Genomic DNA, 16,219 nt, shown 5'->3' with positions numbered 1-16,219 from the left:
GGGCCGGACGCCCCAGTTCTGCGTGCCCAGATCGGGCAGGTCGCGGGCGACGAAGGTGCCGCGCGACGCCTCGGCCGTCAGCCACCCCTGCAGCACCAACTCCTGATAGGCGGCGTCGACGGTGTTGCGATGGATGCCCAGGGCGCCGGCCAGGGCGCGGGTGCCGGGCAGGCGGTCGCCGGGCTTCAGCCGACCGCGCTCGATCTCACGGATCACCGACCCCGCCAGATTGATGAACAGGGGCCGGGCGGGGTCTTCGATCAGTTCAATGACGACGGCACTGCGTCCCATGATCCGGCCTACCAGGTTTCAGGAAAGCGGCTCTTATGGCAGGGCCGATAGGCCGGGTATCCCACGCGCACTCCTAGGCAGCAACACCGCTGCGGGAACAGAAACAAGGGATAGGGTCATGGCCGAGAAAGCCGTTTTCTATCACGCAGGCTGCACCGTCTGCGTCGACGCCGAGCAGCGCTTCGCCGGCGCGCTGAATCCTGCGGCCTATGAGGTCGAGGTCGTTCATCTGGGCGAGACGCCTCAGCGTCTGGACGAGGCCGAGGCGGCGGGCGTGAAGTCCGTTCCGGCCATCGTCCTTGGCGACGCCGTCTATCATATCAACCATGGCGCGGACCTTTCCGCCCTGCGTTGAGGCTGTTCGATCCGGCTTCTGTCCCCCGAAGCCGGATTGCTTGGCGGGTCGGCGATCCCTCCTCACCGGCCGACCCGCCGCTTTTTCTTGTCTGACGGAGACAGCATGACTTCCGACCTGGCGACGCGGGCTCTGGACCCGCAACTGGCCCAAGCCCTGATGCTGGAGCGCCAGCGCCAGCAGGACAACATCGAGCTGATCGCGTCCGAGAACATCGTCAGCGCCGCTGTGCGTCAGGCGCAGGGCTCGGTCCTGACCAATAAATACGCCGAGGGCTATCCGGGCCGCCGCTACTACGGCGGGTGCGAGGCGGTCGACATCGCCGAGAAGTTGGCCATCGAGCGCGCCTGCACCCTGTTCGACACGGCCTACGCCAACGTCCAGCCGCACTCGGGCGTCAACGCCAACCTGGCGGTGCTGTTCGCCCTGATCAAGCCGGGCGACTGCATCATGGGGCTGGACCTGGCCTGCGGCGGCCACCTGACGCACGGCTCGCCCGTCAGCCTGTCGGGCCAGTGGTTCGAGGTCAGCGCCTATCGGGTGCGCGAGGTCGACGACCTGATCGACTATGACGACATGGAGCAGCGCGTCCTTCAGGATCGGCCGCGCCTGATCTATGCGGGCGGCTCGGCCTATCCGCGCCGCATCGACTTCGCCCGGATGCGTCAGATCGCGGACAAGGTCGGCGCCTATCTGGTGGCCGACGTGGCCCACTACGCCGGGCTGATCGCGGCGGGCCTCTATCCCAATCCGACGCCGCACGCCCATGTCACCACCTCGACCACGCACAAGACCCTGCGCGGCCCGCGCGGCGGCCTGATCCTGTGCAACGATCCGGAACTGGCGCGGCGCATCGACAAGGCGGTCTTCCCCGGCACCCAGGGCGGGCCGCTGATGCACGTCATCGCGGGCAAGGCGGCGGCCTTCCACGAGGCGCTGCAACCGGACTTTCTCGAATACTCCAAGACGGTGATCAAGAACGCCCGCGCGTTGGGCCAGACGCTGGCGGACGGGGGGCTGCGCCTCGTGTCGGGCGGGACGGACTGCCACTTGGTGCTGGTCGATCTGCGCCCCTTCGGCCTGACCGGCAAGGCGGCGGTCGAGGCGCTGGAGGATCACGGCCTGATCGCCAACAAGAACTCGGTCCCCTATGACACGGCCTCGCCCATGGTGACGTCGGGGCTGCGGCTGGGCTCGCCGTCCTCGACCTCGCGCGGCTTCGACGCCGAGGCGTTCCGCACGGTCGGCGGCATGATCCTGACCATCCTCAAGGGGCTGCGCGACGGCGATCTCGACAGCGCGGCGGTGAAGGCGCAGGGAAGGGAGCTGACGCGGGCCTATCCGATCGCCGGACCGGCGCTGACGCCCGCTTAAGGAGGTTCCGAACGCGCGTGCGGGTCATCTCGATTCAAAGCCAGGTCGTCTACGGCCACGTCGGCAACAGCGCGGCGGTCCAGCCGATGCAGGCCATGGGGCTGGAGGTGGCGGCGGTGCCGACCACCTTGCTGTCCAATCACCCGCACTATCCCACCATGCGCGGCCGGATTCTGGAGACGGAACTGGTCGCCGACCTGCTGCTGGGGGTCGAGGAGCGCGACCTGCCGATGACGGCCGGGGCGGTGGTCACGGGCTATATGGGCTCGGCCGCCAATGCGGCGGCGACGGCGGGCTTCTTGCGTCGCTGGAAGGCGAGGAACCCCGCCCTGCTGCACATCTGCGACCCGGTGATCGGCGACGATGATCTGGGCGTCTTCGTCGCCGAGGGCCTGATCGAACAGTTCCGCGATGAACTGACGCCGATGGCCGATATCATCACCCCCAACCAGTTCGAACTGGGCCGACTGGTCGGCGAACGGCCCGATACGGTCGAGGGCGTGATCGAGGCGGCGCGCATCTTGAACGCGCGCGGCACGGGCCGGACGGTGGTGACCGGCTGCGTCCTGACCGACACGGCGCCGGGCGAGGTCGAGACGGTGGCGGTCGAGGGCGGCGGCGCCCATCGCGTCTCTATCCCCCGCATCCCGATCCGGCCCAGCGGCACCGGCGATCTGTTCACCGCCTATCTGACCGGCTGGCTGATGCGCGGCGAGGGACTGGCTGAGGCAGCCGTCCGCGCCACCGCCGGGGTCCAGACCGTTCTGCTGCGGACCCAGGCGGCGGGCGCCTTGGAGATGCGCCTGACCGAGGGCTGAAAGCCCTCAGCCGAAGCCGGCGACGGCGGCGATCACCCGGTCCTGCACCGCCTCGTCCAGATAGGCGCTCATCGGCAGGCTGATGACCCGTTCCGCCTTGGCCTCGGTCACGGCCAGACCGCGGGGTCCGACCGGGTGCTGGCGATAGGCGGGCTGGCGGTGCAGGGGGATCGGATAATAGACGGCGGTCGGCACGCCCTCAGCCTTCAGATGGGCGGCTAGAGCGTCGCGGTCGTCATGCTCGACGGTGAACTGGGCCCAGACTGAGCGGCCGCCGGGAATGACGACCGGCGTCGTCGCCACATGACCGGCCAGCCCTTGCACATAGCGGTCGGCGATGCGGTTGCGGCGGTCGATCTCGTCCGGGAAGATCTTCAGCTTCTCCAGCAGGACGGCGGCCTGCAGCGTGTCCATCCGCCCGTTCATGCCCAGACGCGGGTTCAGATATTTGGGGTCGTGCGCAAAGCCCTGCGCCGCCGCATCCGCCGCCGTCGCCTGACCGTGGACGCGCAAGGAGACGAGGTGATCCATCAGCGCCTCATCCTTCATCAGCACCGCCCCGCCGTCGCCATAGGCGCCCAGAGGCTTGGCCGGGAAGAAGCTCAGCGTCGTGGCGTCGGCCCAGTGGATGGGGTGCCGGCCGTTCAGGGTGCAGCCGAACCCCTGCGCCGAATCCGCGATCAGCTTCAACCCGTGCTTCTGCGCGATGTCCGATAGGGCGGGATAGTCGGCGGGCTGGCCGAACAGGTCCACGGCGATGACGGCGCGGGGCGTCAGCACGCCTTCGCGCTCGACCGCCTCAACGGCGGCGCGCAGATGGTCGGGATCGATCGTCCAGGTGTCGGGGCGAATGTCGACGAAGACCGGCGTGGCGCCCGCCAGCGCGACCACCTCGGCCGTGGCGGCGAAGGTGAAGGCGGGGCAGAAGACAGCGTCGCCCGGCCCCACGCCCCACGCCATCATCAGCAGCACCAGCGCATCCGTCCCGTTGGAGCAAGACAGGGCGTGCGGCGCTTCTCCAAAGTCGCACAGAGCCTGTTCAAAGGCGCCGACCGCCGGGCCCATGATGTACTGGCCGCTGGCCGCGACCTCCATCAGGGCGGCGTCGATGGCCGGGCCGATGCGTCGGCGCTGGCTGAGAAGATCGATGAAGGGAATCGTCACGCGTCGGTTACTCCGGGGAGGGGAGGAAAATCAGGCCAACTGGCTCAGGCCAGACCGGGCCAGTAGTGGGCGTTCGGCGTCGGGCGCGGGCCGAAGATGGCCTGTCCCACCCGCACCACGGTCGCGCCTTCGCGCACCGCCAGTTCGTAGTCGCCGGTCATGCCCATCGACAGGCCGGTGATGCGCGCGTCGATGCGCTCGGCCCGGTCGCGCAGGGACCGCAGCAGGGTGAAGCAGGGCCGCACCCGATCCGCATCGTCGCTGAAGATGGCCAGCGTCATCAGCCCCTGCGGCTTCAGCCGGGGGAAGGCCTCCAGCCGTTCGATGAAGTCCAGCGCGTCGTCGGGATGCAGGCCGAACTTGCTCTCCTCGCCCGAGGTGTTGACCTGAACGTAGACCTTCATGTCGCGCCCGTCGGTCTCCAGCCGCTTGTTCAAGACCTCGGCCAGCTTGAGGCTGTCCAGCGCATGGAACTCGTCCGCCAGACGGGTCAGGTATTTGACCTTGTTCGATTGCAGGTGGCCGACGACGTGCCAGCGCATCGGCAGGTCGGCCATGGCCTCGGCCTTGTCGCGGGCCTCCTGCAGCTTGTTCTCGCCGAAGTCGGTGACGCCCGCGGCCCAGGCCAGACGAAGAATCTCGGCCGGAACCGTCTTGGTGATCGGCAACAGGCGCACGCTGTCGATCGGCCGCCCCACCTGTTCGCAGGCGGCGGCGATGCGGCGATGAACCAACGCCAGATTGGCGGCGAACCGCTCGCGCGGGTCGGGACCGAAGCGTTCGAGGTTTTCCGGTGAAAGGGTCACGAAACATACTCCCGACACAGGCGACGGCCCAACCGCGCGATGACTTCATAGTCGATGGTCGCGCCTTCCAGCGCCAGTTGCTCCGGCGGGCGGTTGGGGCCCAGAAGCTCGACGTGATCGCCCGGCTTCAGCGCGTCGGGCGGCAGAGCGCTGACGTCCACGACCAGACTGTCCATCGAGATGCGGCCGACAAAGGGCAGCAACCGCCCCTCGAATGCGGCGCCGCCGACGGCCGACAACTGACGCGGCCAGCCGTCGGCATAGCCCACGCCGATGGTGGCCAGACGCATTCCCTCGGCGGCCGTGACGGCCCAGCCGTAGCCGACGCCCGCGCCCGCAGGCACGGCGCGGGTCTGGATGACGCGGCCCGTCACCTCGACCACCGGCTGCATGGCCTTGGCTGACGACGAGGCGTCCAGACCGAACAGGGCGGCCCCGACCCGGCACAGGTCATAGTGATAGTCTTGGCCCAGCCAGCACCCGGCCGAGTTGGCCAACGAGCGCGCAACGCCCTGCGGCGCGTGGGCCAGTATGCGCTCGAAGGCCTGACGTTGGCGCGCATTGCCCGCATGGCCAGGCGTGTCGGCGACGGCTAGGTGGCTGAGTATCAGGCGCGGTTCGATCCAGCGGATCGGGCCCTCCGGGGCGAAGGCCCATGCGGCGTCCTCGGGCGGCAGGCCCAGCCGCGACATGCCGGTGTCGAACTGGATCGCCGCCGCCAGAGGCCGCCCGACGGCCCGGCCTAGACGCGCCCAACCCTCCACCTGCTCGCGGCTGTTCAGCACCGGGATGGCCCCGGCGGCGAGGGCGGCGTATTCGGCGCCCGGCGCCAGACCGTTCAGCACGAACAGTTCGGCGTCGGCGGGCAGGACGCGGCGCAGGTCCACCGCCTCGAATAGATGGGCGACGAAGAAGGCGCGGCACCCGGCGTCATAGAGGGCGGGTGCGATGCGGGCCGCGCCCAGACCATAGGCGTCGGCCTTGACCACGGCGGCGCAGGCTGCGGGCGCGACCTGGTCGCACATGGCGCGATAGTTGGCGGCGACGGCGCGTAAGGAAACGTGAATCCGGCCGCCGCCGTGGTCGGATCGGCGGCCCGGCTGGTCGGTCGGGAACAGGGCGAGGGCAGGCAAGGGACGGGAGCTTTCACGGCGTCGGCTGACCGCCGACCTCCGCATCCTAGGCGGCGCTGTCCCGGCCATTCCCCGCCACGTCGGCGCAGATCGTCAGACCGCTTTGTAAGCGTCGATCACGCGAGGAACAGCTTCGCCAGCCGATCGACGGCGGCGTCGATCTCGGCCGGGGTCGAGGCGGCGAAGCCCATCAGCCAGCCGGGGCGGCCCGCGCCCATGTCGTGCAGGGGCGTCAGGCCGGTCAGGTGGACGCCGACGCGCCGGGCCGCGCGCACCGTCTCGGCCTCATCGAAGCCGTCCTTCAGGAAGCAGGGCATCTGCAGGCCCCCGGCGGGTCGGTCGGGCGTGACGACGTGGGGCAGGCGCGCCCTCACCGCCGCCTCCAGCGCGTCCAGCCGTTCCGCATAGACGCCGCGCATGGTGCGGACATAGGCGCCGAACCGGCCGTCCTCGATGAAGCGGGCCAGCGTCAGTTGCGCCACCGAAGCGGTGAAGCCGTCCATCAGGCTGCGCGCCGCCACCATCGGCTCGACCAGCGGGCGCGGCAGGATCAGATAGGCCAGCCTCAGTCCCGGAAACAGCGACTTGGTGAAGGTGCCCAGATACAGGGTCCTGTCGTGCGGGTCCAAGCCCTGAACGCAGGCCGTCGGCCGCCCGGCGTAGTGGAACTCGCTGTCGTAATCGTCTTCCAGAATCCAGGCGTCATGCTCGGCCGCCCACTGGATCAGGGCCAGCCGTCGGTCCAGCGACAGGGTGCGGCCGGTCGGAAACTGGTGCGAGGGGGTGACGAAGACCGCCCGTCCGTCCTCGCGTCGGGCCAGTAGGTCGTCGGTCCGCAGCCCCTGCGCGTCGACCGCCACGGGCAGGCGCTTCAGCCCCGCCGCATCCAGCGCCTTGGCGGCGCCCTGATAGGCCGGGTCTTCGATGAAGACGCCGTCGCCGGGATCGGCCAGCACCCGCGCGCACAGGGACAGGGCCTGCTGCGAACTGGTCAGGATCAGGATCTGGTCGGGATCGGCCCGCGCCCCGCGTTCCAGGTTCACATAGCCGGCGATGGCGCGGCGCAGGCGCGGATGGCCCTGCGGGTCGCCGTGGTGCAGGGCGGCGGCGCCCTCCTCGCGCAGGGTCAGGCGATGCAGCCGGTCCCACTGGGTGAAGGGAAACAGCCGCGTCTCCGGCACGCCGGGCGAAAAGGCTAGCGGGGCGTAGGGATCGCGCAGACCTCCGCTGTCGGCCATCGCCTGCCCGCGCTTGCTGAGCGTCGGCGCCGTCGCCGGTAGCAGGGCCGGGCGGCGGCCCGCCGGGCGCAGCACCCCGCGCTTCAGACCCAGTTCGGTCAGCTCGCAGACGAAGCTGCCGCTGCCGACGCGGCGCTCGATGAAGCCCTCGGCGTGAAGCTGGGCATAGGCCGTCTCGACCGTATCGCGCGACACGCCCAGCGACCGGGCCAGCGTCCGCGATGACGGCAGGGGCCGCCCCGCCGTCAGCGACCGTTCGACGATCAACTGGCGCACGGCGCGCTGGATGCGGGCGTGCAGGGGCAGGCCGGACTGGGCCGGGTGGTCCATGAAGGCCTGAACGGATTCCAGCTGGGCGCGCTTCAACAATGGTCTGCAGGTTCTTTCCAAAGTGGCTGGAATGATCCGGCCAATACAGCGTTAGGTGTCACGCCCCCGGCGGGATGGCAATATCGCCGCCCGTCCTGTGATGGGATGTGATGTCATGGGCGCTTTCGACTTCGCCGACTTCTTCAGCCGCGATCTGGATGATCTGAAGCAGGAGGGCCGGTATCGCGTCTTCGCCGATCTGGAGCGGCTGTCGAAGGGCGCGCCCTACGCCTGGGATCATCGGCGCGAGCGGACCATCACCATCTGGTGCTCGAACGACTATCTGTCGATGGGCGTCCACCCCGAGGTGGTCGAGGCGGCGCAAGCCGCGATCCGTACTTATGGCGCAGGCGCGGGCGGCACGCGCAACATCTCGGGCACCAGCCACGAACACGTCCTGCTGGAGCGCGATCTGGCCGATCTGCACGGCAAGGAGGCGGCGCTGCTGTTCACCTCCGGCTATGCGGCCAATGACGCGGCCCTGTCGACGCTGGCCTCGCGCCTGCCGGGGGCGGTGATCTTTTCCGACGCCCTGAACCACGCCTCCATGATCGAGGGCATGCGGCGCTCGGGCGTGGAGAAGCACATTTTCGCCCACAACGACTGGCGCGATCTGGACCGGCTGATGAGCGGGGTCTGCCGCTATCGGCCCAAGCTGGTCTGTTTCGAGAGCTGCTATTCGATGGACGGCGATTTCGTCCCCATCGCCGCGATCTGCGACGTGGCCGAAAAGCACGGCGCTTTCACTTATCTGGACGAGGTTCACGCCGTGGGCCTGTACGGCGCGCGCGGCGCGGGCGTGGCCGAGCGCGACGGCCAGTCGCACCGCATCAGCATGATTCAGGGCACCCTCAGCAAGGGGTTCGGCGCCATGGGCGGCTATGTGGCGGGCGATGCGGCGGCGGTGGACTTCGTGCGCAGCCACGCGCCGGGCTTCATCTTCAGCACGGCCCTGCCGCCCTCGGTCGTGGCCGGGGTGCGGGCGGCGCTGCGACATCTGAAAGCCGACGGCGCGCCGCGTCGGACGCTGGCCGCGCGCGCCGCCTCGATCAAGGCGGGGATGCAGCGGCTGGGTCTGCCGGTCCTGCCCAGCCCCAGCCATATCCTGCCGGTGATGATCGGCGACGCGGCCACGGCGCGGGCGGTGACGGACGCCCTGATGGATGAGCACGGCGTCTATATCCAGCCGGTCAACTTCCCCACCGTGCCGCGCGGGACCGAGCGGCTGCGCGTCACGCCGACGCCGCTGCACAACGACGACGACGAGGAGCATCTGCTGGAGGCTCTGGCCGTCGTCTGGGCTGACAACGCTGACTGGCGCCGGTTCGCGGCTCTGGGGCGGCGCCAGTTGGAAGCGGCCTGAGCGTCAGTCGGCGGTTGAGGCCGCCTTCCACCGCTCCAGATACTCCAGCCGTCTCAGCACCTTTGAGCCGGGGTCCAGCAGGATGTGCGCGCTCGGCGGCGCTTCGAACGTCGCGCGGCCGTCGGTCATGGGCAGGGCGCGCACGACGCCGTCCACCTCGACCTCGACCGGCAGGGGGAAGGGGCGGCCGTTTGCGGTCTTCCACTCCAGCGCCACTCGCCGGCCCTGCCGCGTCATGACCAGATCGGGCAAGGCCGCCTGATAGAGGTAGGCGTCGAAGAACCAGCCCATGTCGCGCCCCGTCACTTCATTGACGATGGCCACATAGTCCGGCGTCGTGGCGTAGCGCGGACGGAAATTCCCCGGCTGCGGATCGGGGCGGCCATAGACCAGACGGCGCAGGCTTTCATAAAAGGCGTCGTCGCCGATGTGCAGGCGCAGGGTGTGGGCGATCAGCGCCCCTTTGTAATAGAGATCCAGCGCCGGGCCGGTCTTGTCGTCATAGACGGTTCCCGCGTCCTGCGGTTTGCCGGACACGACCGGGAAGCGGTTGGCCAGGGCCAGCCGCATGGTCTGAAGTTCGGCCTGCATGGCCCGCTCGCCGTTCAGCCAGCGGGCGTAGAGGGGCTGCATATAGGTGCCGAACCCCTCGTGCAGCCACATGTCGTCCCAGTCGGCGTTGGTCAGCTGATTGCCGAACCATTCGTGCGCCAGTTCGTGCTGCAGCAGCCAGTCGTAGCCCTTGCCGTCCAGCTTGTAGCCGTTGCCGTAGGCGTTGATGGTCTGGTGCTCCATGCCTAGGTGCGGGGTCTCGACCACGCCCATCTTCTCGTCGCCGAAGGGGAAGGGGCCGACGGTCGCCTCATAGAAGTCGAGCATCTGCGGGAACTCGTCGAACAGCGCCTGCGCCTTGGCCGGATCGGCCGAGGCCAGACGCCAGAAGCGCAAGGGGATCACATTGCCGAACCGGCTCTGATAGTCGGCGGCCATCTCCACATAGGGGCCGACGTTCAGGCTGATGGCGTAGGTGTCGGGCTGGCGCGCGGTCCAGTTCCAGGTGGTCGTGCCGTCGCCGTTGTCAGCCTTGCCCAGAAAGCGGCCGTTGGCGGGGGCGCTGAGGGTTGAGGGGATGGTGATGTGCAGATCCACCTGCTCCGGCTCGCCTTGGGGGTGGTCGACGCAGGGCCAGAACAGGTCGCAGCCCTCGCCTTGAACCGCGCTGGCGATCCACGGCTGGCCGTCGGGCGTCGTGGTCCAGACGAAGCCGCCGTCCCAGGGCGCGCGCTTGGCCTGATGCGGGCGTCCAGCATAGGCGATGCGGACGGAAACGCTTTCGCCCGCCGTCAGGGGGGGGGGCATGGGAATGGTCAGCCGCCCCTCGGGGTTGGACCAGTCGGCGACCGCCTGCCCGTCCACGGTTATGGCGGCGATGGCGAAGGCCGCGTCCAGCTCGACCACGACCGCCGAAGTCGGCGCCGTGGCGGTGAAGTCGAGGACGGCGACGCCTTCGAGGGATTGAGTCTCCGGCAGCAGCCTGAAGGACAGGTCCGCCTTGTCGAAGTGCAGGGCCAACTGCTCCGCCGTGCGCGGCGCGCCGCTGGACAGGGTGAAAGCCGTGGTTTCGCGCGCCGCCTCCTGCGCCAGAACGGGCGACGACAGCAGGGCCGTGGTCAGGCAGAGGGCGACGAGAGGACGCAAGGCTGAAGCTCCGGCAGGACGAACCCTGAGGTTAGCCGCGCGGCGCGCAAAAGAAAAAGGCCGGCGTCTCCACCGGCCTCTTCAAAATCCGTCAGTCGACGCCGATCAGGCGGCGGCTTGCTCGGCCAGCTTGGCGCGGACCTGGCGCTTGATGCGCAGGGCGGCGATCGACAGCTGCTCGTCGCGAGCCTTGACGATGAAGGCGTCCAGGCCGCCCTTGAAGTCCAGGGTGCGCAGGGCGGCGTTCGAGATACGCAGCGAGAAGGTCTGGCCCAGAGCTTCCGACTGAACCTTGACCGTCTTCAGCGCAGGCAGGAAGCGGCGCTTGGTCTTGATGTTGGAGTGGCTCACGTGATGGCCGACCATGGGGCCGATACCGGTGAGTTCGCAGCGACGCGACATCTGAAGATCCTCAAGGTCACATCCGCGATACCGGTGCGGACGCATGAAACAGGGACGCGGCGAGCAAGGAGGCCCGCGCGAGAGGGGGCCGTATAGAGGAAGGACTCGCCGGGCGTCAAGGCTGGAGTCGTCGTCCAGCGCGACAGAGTCATTCTGAAGGCGAGGGATCGCCTTCGTTCAGCAGTCGTTCAAGGCGTGACTATATAGAGCAGACCCATGATGAGTCCCATGAACGGCAAATCCATGAAGACCTTGTTCCCCTTCGCCCGGCTGATGGCTGTCGTCGCCCCTGTGGCCGCCGGCGCCGTGATGCTGGCCGCGCCAGCGTCCGCGCCTCAGGCTCAGTCGGCCGCCCAATCCGAGGTTCTGCCCGGCTACTGGGAGTACACCACCAGCGTCATGGGCGCCCGCGACACTGAGCAGAAGTGCGTGCGGCCCAGCGAGATCAATCGATTCTTCGGCGGTCTGTCGACGCGCAAGTGGCGGTGCACCTATCCGACCCGCCAGGTCGGCGACGGCCGCGCGCGCTTTGAAGGCAGCTGTCAGGATCGCAAGGGCCGCCGCATCAATGTGCGGCTGAACGGCACCTATGAAGAGCAGGCCTTCCGCTTCAACGGCGGCGCCCAGCTGGCGCGCGGCACGCCCTATATCCCGGCCAGCATCACCGCGCGCCGCCTGGCCGCCCAGTGCCCGGCCGGGGCCGAGTATTTCTGATCTGATTTTGGAAGAGGCCGGGACGCGAGACCCGGCCTCTGGTCCTTTGCGCCCTATTCCGCCGGACGCTCGGGCGCGGGCCTGACCGGCAGCAGGGTCTTGGCGAAGGCCGCTAGGCCGCCGTTCAGGGCCGCATAGGCGATCAGCCCTATCACCAGGCCCCAGAAGGCCCCGCCGATTCCGAACAGCTGGATGTTGGCCGCCGCCGCCAGGAAGGTGATCAGGGCCGCCTCGCGGGACTTCGGCTCGACCAGGGCGCCCGCCACGCTGCCGCCGATGGCGCCCAGCAAGGCCAGCCCCGCCAATGTGGTGATGAAGACGGAGGGCAGGGCCATGAAGACCGCCGCCAGGGTCACGCCGAACACGCCGATCAGGATGTAGAACACCCCCGCCGCCACGCCCGCGATCCAGCGCTTGGACGGGTCTTCATGCGCCTCCTTGCCGGTGCAGATGGCGGCGGTGATGGCGGCCACATTGAAGGCGTGCGAGCCGAACGGCGCCGTCAGCAGCGACCCGAGCCCCGTCACCGTGACCAGGGGATTGGCGTTGACCGCATAGCCGTTGTTCCGCAGCACCAGCATCCCCGGCATATACTGGCCCGTCAGGGTGATCAGGAACATGGGGATGGCCAGGCTGAGCAGGGCCTTGAACGAGAAGGCGGGCATGGTGAAGACCGGCGCCGCCAGCTTCAGCTCCAGCCCCGACAGGTCGACCCGCCCCTGCATCAGCAGGAAGCCCAGCCCCAGCACGAGGATGCCCACGACCGCATAACGGGCGGTGAACCGCTTCAGCACGACGTAGGTCAGGATCAGCAGGCCCGCCAGAACGGGGTCGAGGCCGACGCCGCCGAACGCCTGCACCCCGAAGGGCAGCAGTATGCCCGCCAGCAGGGCGGCGGCGATGGGGGGCGGGATCAGGCGGATCACCTTGTCGAACCCGCCGGACAGCCCCAGGACGACGAAGGCCGCCGCCGAGATCAGATAGGCGCCGATCGCCTCGGCGTAGGAGGTCGCCGCCAGGGCCGTGACTAGGAAGGCCGCCGCGGGCGTCGACCAGGCGGTGATGATCGGCGCCTTGTAGCGCCAGCTCAGCCATAGGCCCGTCGTCCCCACGCCGATCGAGATCGACCAGACCCAGGAGGCGGTCAACTCAGGACTGAGGCCCGCGACCTTGGCCGCCTGGAACACCAGGATGAAGGTGCCGCCATAGTTGACGATGACCGAGATCAGTCCGGCGACGACGGGGTGCAACAGGTCGCTCCACCGCAAGGGTGGAGACGGGGCGGGCATGGACATCGGGAGGGCCTCTGCGAACGACGACGATGCGCGCGCTCCTAGAGGATCAATGGCCGGTCATACCTGTCCATTCATGGCCATTTCGCCAGACCATTCGGTTTCACCGAGCGCTTGTCGGAGGCGCTCATGAAAAAGGCCCGGCGTCGCCGCCGGGCCTTTCGCGTCGTTTGCGGATCGCCTGAGGTCAGGCGGCCTCGGCTTCAGCCTCGGTGGCCGGGGCGACCGGCTTCTTGGCGCTGAGCGACTTGCCCAGCAGGGCCATGGCGGCGTCCTTGTCGATCTTGTTGGCGGCGGCGACTTCGCGAGCCATGCGGTCCAGGGCCGATTCATAGAGCTGGCGCTCGGAATAGGACTGTTCCGGCTGGGTCTCGGCGCGGTGCAGGTCGCGGACCACTTCAGCGATCGAGATCAGGTCGCCCGAGTTGATCTTGGCTTCATACTCCTGGGCGCGGCGCGACCACATGGTGCGCTTGACGCGGGCGCGGCCCTTCAGGGTCGTCAGGGCCTTGGAGACGGTGTCGTCGGCGGCCAGGGTGCGCAGACCGGCGGTCTTGGCCTTCTTGGTCGGGACGCGCAGGGTCATCTTCTCGTGTTCGAAGGTCACGACATAGACTTCCAGCGCCATGCCGGCGACTTCCTGAGTCTCGATCGCGGCGACCTTGCCGACGCCATGCGCGGGATAGACCACCGCATCGCCAACCTTGAATTCCAGACCGGTCTTGCTCGTCATGTCATTCCTTTCCCGAACCGTCGGGATGAGATCGTCGCCACGCAGATAGTGAAAAACCGCCCCTCCGCCGAGCGCTGGCCCGGCGGTTGAGGCGGAGGATCGCACTGTCAGACGCGAAAACGGATCACCAAACCTCTGGCCGACCTCGTCTCTAGCGGCGAGGTTCTGTCGTAAATGCGGGCGGCGCGCAAAGTTGCGGAACCGCCCGTTTCGAATAGGGAGGAACCTATCATAAAATTAGAAAATCTCAAAACATCCACAGGGCGCGCGGCGAGGATCGGCGCATTGTGACCGCATTGTGGCGAATTCTTAGGAGCCCTTGCCCGGCTTGGGGCTGAAGTATTTCTCGAACTTGCCGGTTTCGCGTTCATACTGTTCGCGATCCGCCGGGGGCACGCCCTTGACCGTGATGTTCGGCCAGACCTTGGCGTATTCGGCGTTGACCTGCAGCCACTTGCCGTCGGGTTCGTCCTCGGTGTCGGGGACGATGGCGTCGACGGGGCATTCCGGCTCGCACACGCCGCAGTCGATGCATTCGTCGGGCGCGATGACCAGGAAGTTCTCGCCCTCGTAGAAGCAGTCCACCGGACACACCTCGACGCAGTCCATGAACTTACATTTCACGCAGGCGTCGGTGACGATGTAGGTCATGGCGTTCGGGCGGGCCTGTGGCAGCGAGGAGGTCGAGGGCGCGCACATGGCCCCGACGGAACCAACTGTCAACCGAAGGCGCTGTTGCAAAGCTGTTCAGGCCCGACGGCGCCGGGCCGCGCTTCACCGTCATGACGCCGGATCATCGTCCGCCCGGAGGCCTGTCCCCATGCGTTTCAATCAAGGTTTCATCTCTCGTTCCGCCCTCGGCCGCATCGGCGCGGCCGGCCTGGCGTTGAGCCTTCTGGCCGGCGGCGCGGTCGTGGCCCAGTCCGCCTTGACCAGGGTTCCGTCCGAGGTCCAGCCCGGCGACTACAGGCTGGATCCGGAGCACGGCAAGATCACCTGGTCCGTCGATCACCTGGGCTTCTCCACCTATGTCGGCCAGTTCGTGAACGTCCAGGCCGAGCTGAAGCTGGACCCCGCTAACCCGTCCGCCAGCATCTTGACCGCGACCATTCCTCTGACGGACGTGGCGTCGAACTCGGACGGGCTGAACCGCCATCTGCAGACGGCGGACTTCTTCGATACCGCCAATCATCCGGTCGCCACCTTTCGCTCTACCCGGATCACGGTCGACGCCGATGATCGCGACGAGGCCACGGTCCACGGCGAACTGACCCTGCGCGGCGTCACTCGTCCGGTGGTCATGGAGGTCGAGTTCAATCAGGCCGGCCCGACGCGCGGCGGCTACAAGGCCGGCTTCGATGGAGAGGCGACCATCAAGCGGTCCGACTTCGGCATCAATTTCGGCCTGCCCGCCCTGGGCGACGAGGTGAAGCTGCACATCGAAGGCGAGTTCGTGAAGGCGGCGGGCTAGGGCGGCGCGTCCAGCGGCTCATAAAGGGCGCGGGCTTCCTCGGGCGGGCCGCGCCTTTCGCCCATCCGCACCACGCGCACGGCGACGAGGCGACCGCCCTGAGCGAAGAGCACTTCGTCGCCGGGGTGGACGCTGCGGCTGGGCTTGTCGAGCCGGGACTGGGCGCCGTTGTGCGTCAGGCGGATCGCGCCCTGCTCGACCATGGCCGCGGCCAGGTTGCGCGTCTTGGCGAAGCGCGCGCGCCATAGCCAGACGTCGATGCGGCAGCTCTCGAGGCTCATTCAGCGTTCTGGCCCGCCCCCTGAGACGCAGCGCGTCGCGGGCGACGGCGGGATCGGCGCGCCGCCTTGGGTTTGGCGGGGGGGGCCGGGCGGGGCGGTTGGGTCAGCTGCGCCAGGGCGGCGAAGGGCGAATCCTTGGGCGGGGGCGTCGATTTGCCGGAGGACGTGGCTCGCTCGGCGCGCGGCGTGCGTAGGGCGGCCTGGATGGCCCTGGCCTGATCCGCCGTCCAGCCGAGGCTGTTCAGGGCTTCATCCGACAGCGGCGCCTTGCCTGCCGCCTTCTGGGCGTCGGCGAAGGCTTCCAGCGTTTCGACCGGCGCGGTCCAGCGCCCGACCGAGCGGCGGCCGAAGGCGGACAGGGCGCGCGCCGACGGCGGCGGTTCCGGCAGAGCTGACAGACCTTCGCCCGCTAGGCCGTTGATCGCTTCGCGCGGCAGGAAGGCCTGCGCCAACGCCGCGCCGCGCGGCTTCATCACGCCGGGCAGCCAGACCGAATGGGCGCCGACCCGGATGGCGAAGGTCTTCAGCGTGCGCCGTTCATGCTGGCTCAAAGCCGCCAGATCGCGCTCGACCTCGCGCCGGGGGATCAGTCCGCCGGCCTCGATCAGTCGGAACGCCAGCCCGCGCGGCAGGCCGGTCAGGGCGCCGCTCTCAATGGCGTGGCGCAGCCGTTTCAGCGGCTTCAGCGCCCGCCCGGCCTCAGCCGCCAGCCAGGCT

17 protein-coding genes and 1 pseudogene are annotated in these 16,219 nt (G+C 68.6%); 6 read left to right on the top strand and 12 right to left on the bottom strand.

All coding sequences use genetic code 11. From position 1 onward, the window contains the following. A partial coding sequence (locus BDIM_RS13700) for a GntR family transcriptional regulator (protein ID WP_040346226.1) occupies positions 1 to 291 on the bottom strand: 291 nt, incomplete at its 3' end. A gap of 118 nt (positions 292 to 409) precedes the next feature. Between BDIM_RS13700 and BDIM_RS13695 the strand changes: the two genes are divergently transcribed. From BDIM_RS13695 to pdxY, 3 genes are all read left to right on the top strand, one after another. Next, entirely contained in the window at positions 410 to 646 is a 237-nt protein-coding gene (locus BDIM_RS13695) for a thioredoxin domain-containing protein (RefSeq protein ID WP_003166197.1), read from the top strand. Between the two features lie 105 nt (positions 647 to 751). Then, the gene (gene glyA, locus BDIM_RS13690; RefSeq protein WP_003166196.1) at positions 752 to 2,020 is read left to right on the top strand and encodes a serine hydroxymethyltransferase; all 1,269 of its coding nucleotides are present in this window, start codon (positions 752 to 754) and stop codon (positions 2,018 to 2,020) included. Between the two features lie 17 nt (positions 2,021 to 2,037). After that, positions 2,038 to 2,838, top strand: a complete 801-nt coding sequence (gene pdxY, locus BDIM_RS13685; protein ID WP_040346222.1) for a pyridoxal kinase — start codon at positions 2,038 to 2,040, stop codon at positions 2,836 to 2,838. 6 nt (positions 2,839 to 2,844) lie between these two features. On the opposite strand, the gene BDIM_RS13680 is transcribed toward pdxY, so the two are convergent. From BDIM_RS13680 to pdxR, 4 genes are all read right to left on the bottom strand, one after another. Continuing rightward, positions 2,845 to 4,002 (bottom strand): DegT/DnrJ/EryC1/StrS family aminotransferase, encoded by a 1,158-nt coding sequence (locus BDIM_RS13680; protein WP_003166195.1) that lies wholly within the window; start codon positions 4,000 to 4,002, stop codon positions 2,845 to 2,847. Between the two features lie 44 nt (positions 4,003 to 4,046). Next, positions 4,047 to 4,808 carry a YggS family pyridoxal phosphate-dependent enzyme gene (locus BDIM_RS13675; protein ID WP_003166194.1) on the bottom strand — a complete coding sequence of 254 codons (762 nt, stop codon included), beginning with the start codon at positions 4,806 to 4,808 and terminating at the stop codon, positions 4,047 to 4,049. Beyond that, positions 4,805 to 5,941 (bottom strand): alanine racemase, encoded by a 1,137-nt coding sequence (alr, locus tag BDIM_RS13670; RefSeq protein WP_003166193.1) that lies wholly within the window; start codon positions 5,939 to 5,941, stop codon positions 4,805 to 4,807. Before alr ends, BDIM_RS13675 begins: the two co-directional genes overlap by 4 nt. Positions 5,942 to 6,057: 116 nt before the next feature. Beyond that, on the bottom strand, positions 6,058 to 7,548 hold the full coding sequence (gene pdxR / locus BDIM_RS13665) for a MocR-like pyridoxine biosynthesis transcription factor PdxR (RefSeq protein ID WP_003166192.1): 1,491 nt from the start codon (positions 7,546 to 7,548) through the stop codon (positions 6,058 to 6,060). A gap of 115 nt (positions 7,549 to 7,663) precedes the next feature. Here pdxR and hemA point away from each other — a divergent pair, with 115 nt between their 5' ends. Continuing rightward, complete coding sequence (hemA, locus tag BDIM_RS13660) at positions 7,664 to 8,911, top strand: 5-aminolevulinate synthase (RefSeq protein ID WP_003166191.1); 1,248 nt, start codon at positions 7,664 to 7,666, stop codon at positions 8,909 to 8,911. 3 nt (positions 8,912 to 8,914) lie between these two features. Here the strand turns inward: hemA and BDIM_RS13655 are convergent, their stop codons facing one another. Both BDIM_RS13655 and rpmB read right to left on the bottom strand, forming a co-directional pair. Further along, positions 8,915 to 10,609 (bottom strand): M1 family metallopeptidase, encoded by a 1,695-nt coding sequence (locus BDIM_RS13655; protein ID WP_003166190.1) that lies wholly within the window; start codon positions 10,607 to 10,609, stop codon positions 8,915 to 8,917. A 105-nt stretch (positions 10,610 to 10,714) separates the two neighbouring features. Then, the gene (rpmB, locus tag BDIM_RS13650; protein ID WP_040346215.1) at positions 10,715 to 11,011 is read right to left on the bottom strand and encodes a 50S ribosomal protein L28; all 297 of its coding nucleotides are present in this window, start codon (positions 11,009 to 11,011) and stop codon (positions 10,715 to 10,717) included. A gap of 228 nt (positions 11,012 to 11,239) precedes the next feature. Here rpmB and BDIM_RS13645 point away from each other — a divergent pair, with 228 nt between their 5' ends. Beyond that, the gene (locus BDIM_RS13645) at positions 11,240 to 11,725 is read left to right on the top strand and encodes a DUF3617 domain-containing protein (RefSeq protein WP_232464085.1); all 486 of its coding nucleotides are present in this window, start codon (positions 11,240 to 11,242) and stop codon (positions 11,723 to 11,725) included. 53 nt (positions 11,726 to 11,778) lie between these two features. Here the strand turns inward: BDIM_RS13645 and BDIM_RS13640 are convergent, their stop codons facing one another. The 3 genes from BDIM_RS13640 to fdxA all read right to left on the bottom strand — a co-directional run bounded on the left by BDIM_RS13640 (position 11,779) and on the right by fdxA (position 14,401). Continuing rightward, on the bottom strand, positions 11,779 to 13,020 hold the full coding sequence (locus BDIM_RS13640; RefSeq protein WP_003166187.1) for a benzoate/H(+) symporter BenE family transporter: 1,242 nt from the start codon (positions 13,018 to 13,020) through the stop codon (positions 11,779 to 11,781). Between the two features lie 184 nt (positions 13,021 to 13,204). After that, positions 13,205 to 13,750 (bottom strand): CarD family transcriptional regulator, encoded by a 546-nt coding sequence (locus tag BDIM_RS13635; RefSeq protein ID WP_003166186.1) that lies wholly within the window; start codon positions 13,748 to 13,750, stop codon positions 13,205 to 13,207. A gap of 309 nt (positions 13,751 to 14,059) precedes the next feature. Beyond that, positions 14,060 to 14,401: a ferredoxin FdxA gene (gene fdxA / locus BDIM_RS13630; RefSeq protein WP_003166185.1), complete on the bottom strand. Its 342-nt coding sequence runs from the start codon at positions 14,399 to 14,401 to the stop codon at positions 14,060 to 14,062. A 169-nt stretch (positions 14,402 to 14,570) separates the two neighbouring features. On the opposite strand from fdxA, the gene BDIM_RS13625 reads away from it, so the two are divergent. Beyond that, a complete protein-coding gene (locus tag BDIM_RS13625) occupies positions 14,571 to 15,221 on the top strand; it encodes a YceI family protein (protein ID WP_003166184.1) in 651 nt (216 codons plus the stop codon). Here the strand turns inward: BDIM_RS13625 and BDIM_RS13620 are convergent. After that, positions 15,218 to 15,502 (bottom strand): RNA-binding S4 domain-containing protein, encoded by a 285-nt coding sequence (locus BDIM_RS13620; protein ID WP_003166183.1) that lies wholly within the window; start codon positions 15,500 to 15,502, stop codon positions 15,218 to 15,220. The genes BDIM_RS13625 and BDIM_RS13620 overlap by 4 nt on opposite strands. After that, positions 15,499 to 16,219 (bottom strand): annotated as a pseudogene (locus tag BDIM_RS13615) (helicase-related protein); the annotation flags it as partial. The gene BDIM_RS13620 and the pseudogene BDIM_RS13615, both read right to left, overlap by 4 nt.

The sequence above is a fragment of the Brevundimonas diminuta ATCC 11568 genome (assembly GCF_000204035.1).
GTDB lineage: Bacteria > Pseudomonadota > Alphaproteobacteria > Caulobacterales > Caulobacteraceae > Brevundimonas > Brevundimonas diminuta.
The sequence above is the reverse complement of the archived record's forward strand: the minus strand, read 5'-3'. Positions and strand labels throughout refer to the sequence as shown.

Bases quoted from the DNA above. Each gene is read 5' to 3' on its own strand.
- BDIM_RS13695 (WP_003166197.1), top strand. From the start codon at position 410: ATGGCCGAGAAAGCCGTTTTCTATCACGCAGGCTGCACCGTCTGCGTC.
- glyA (WP_003166196.1), top strand. From the start codon at position 752: ATGACTTCCGACCTGGCGACGCGGGCTCTGGACCCGCAACTGGCCCAA.
- hemA (WP_003166191.1), top strand. From the start codon at position 7,664: ATGGGCGCTTTCGACTTCGCCGACTTCTTCAGCCGCGATCTGGATGAT.
- rpmB (WP_040346215.1), bottom strand. From the start codon at position 11,011: ATGTCGCGTCGCTGCGAACTCACCGGTATCGGCCCCATGGTCGGCCAT.
- BDIM_RS13645 (WP_232464085.1), top strand. From the start codon at position 11,240: ATGAACGGCAAATCCATGAAGACCTTGTTCCCCTTCGCCCGGCTGATG.
- BDIM_RS13640 (WP_003166187.1), bottom strand. From the start codon at position 13,020: ATGTCCATGCCCGCCCCGTCTCCACCCTTGCGGTGGAGCGACCTGTTG.
- BDIM_RS13635 (WP_003166186.1), bottom strand. From the start codon at position 13,750: ATGACGAGCAAGACCGGTCTGGAATTCAAGGTTGGCGATGCGGTGGTC.
- fdxA (WP_003166185.1), bottom strand. From the start codon at position 14,401: ATGACCTACATCGTCACCGACGCCTGCGTGAAATGTAAGTTCATGGAC.
- BDIM_RS13625 (WP_003166184.1), top strand. From the start codon at position 14,571: ATGCGTTTCAATCAAGGTTTCATCTCTCGTTCCGCCCTCGGCCGCATC.
- BDIM_RS13620 (WP_003166183.1), bottom strand. From the start codon at position 15,502: ATGAGCCTCGAGAGCTGCCGCATCGACGTCTGGCTATGGCGCGCGCGC.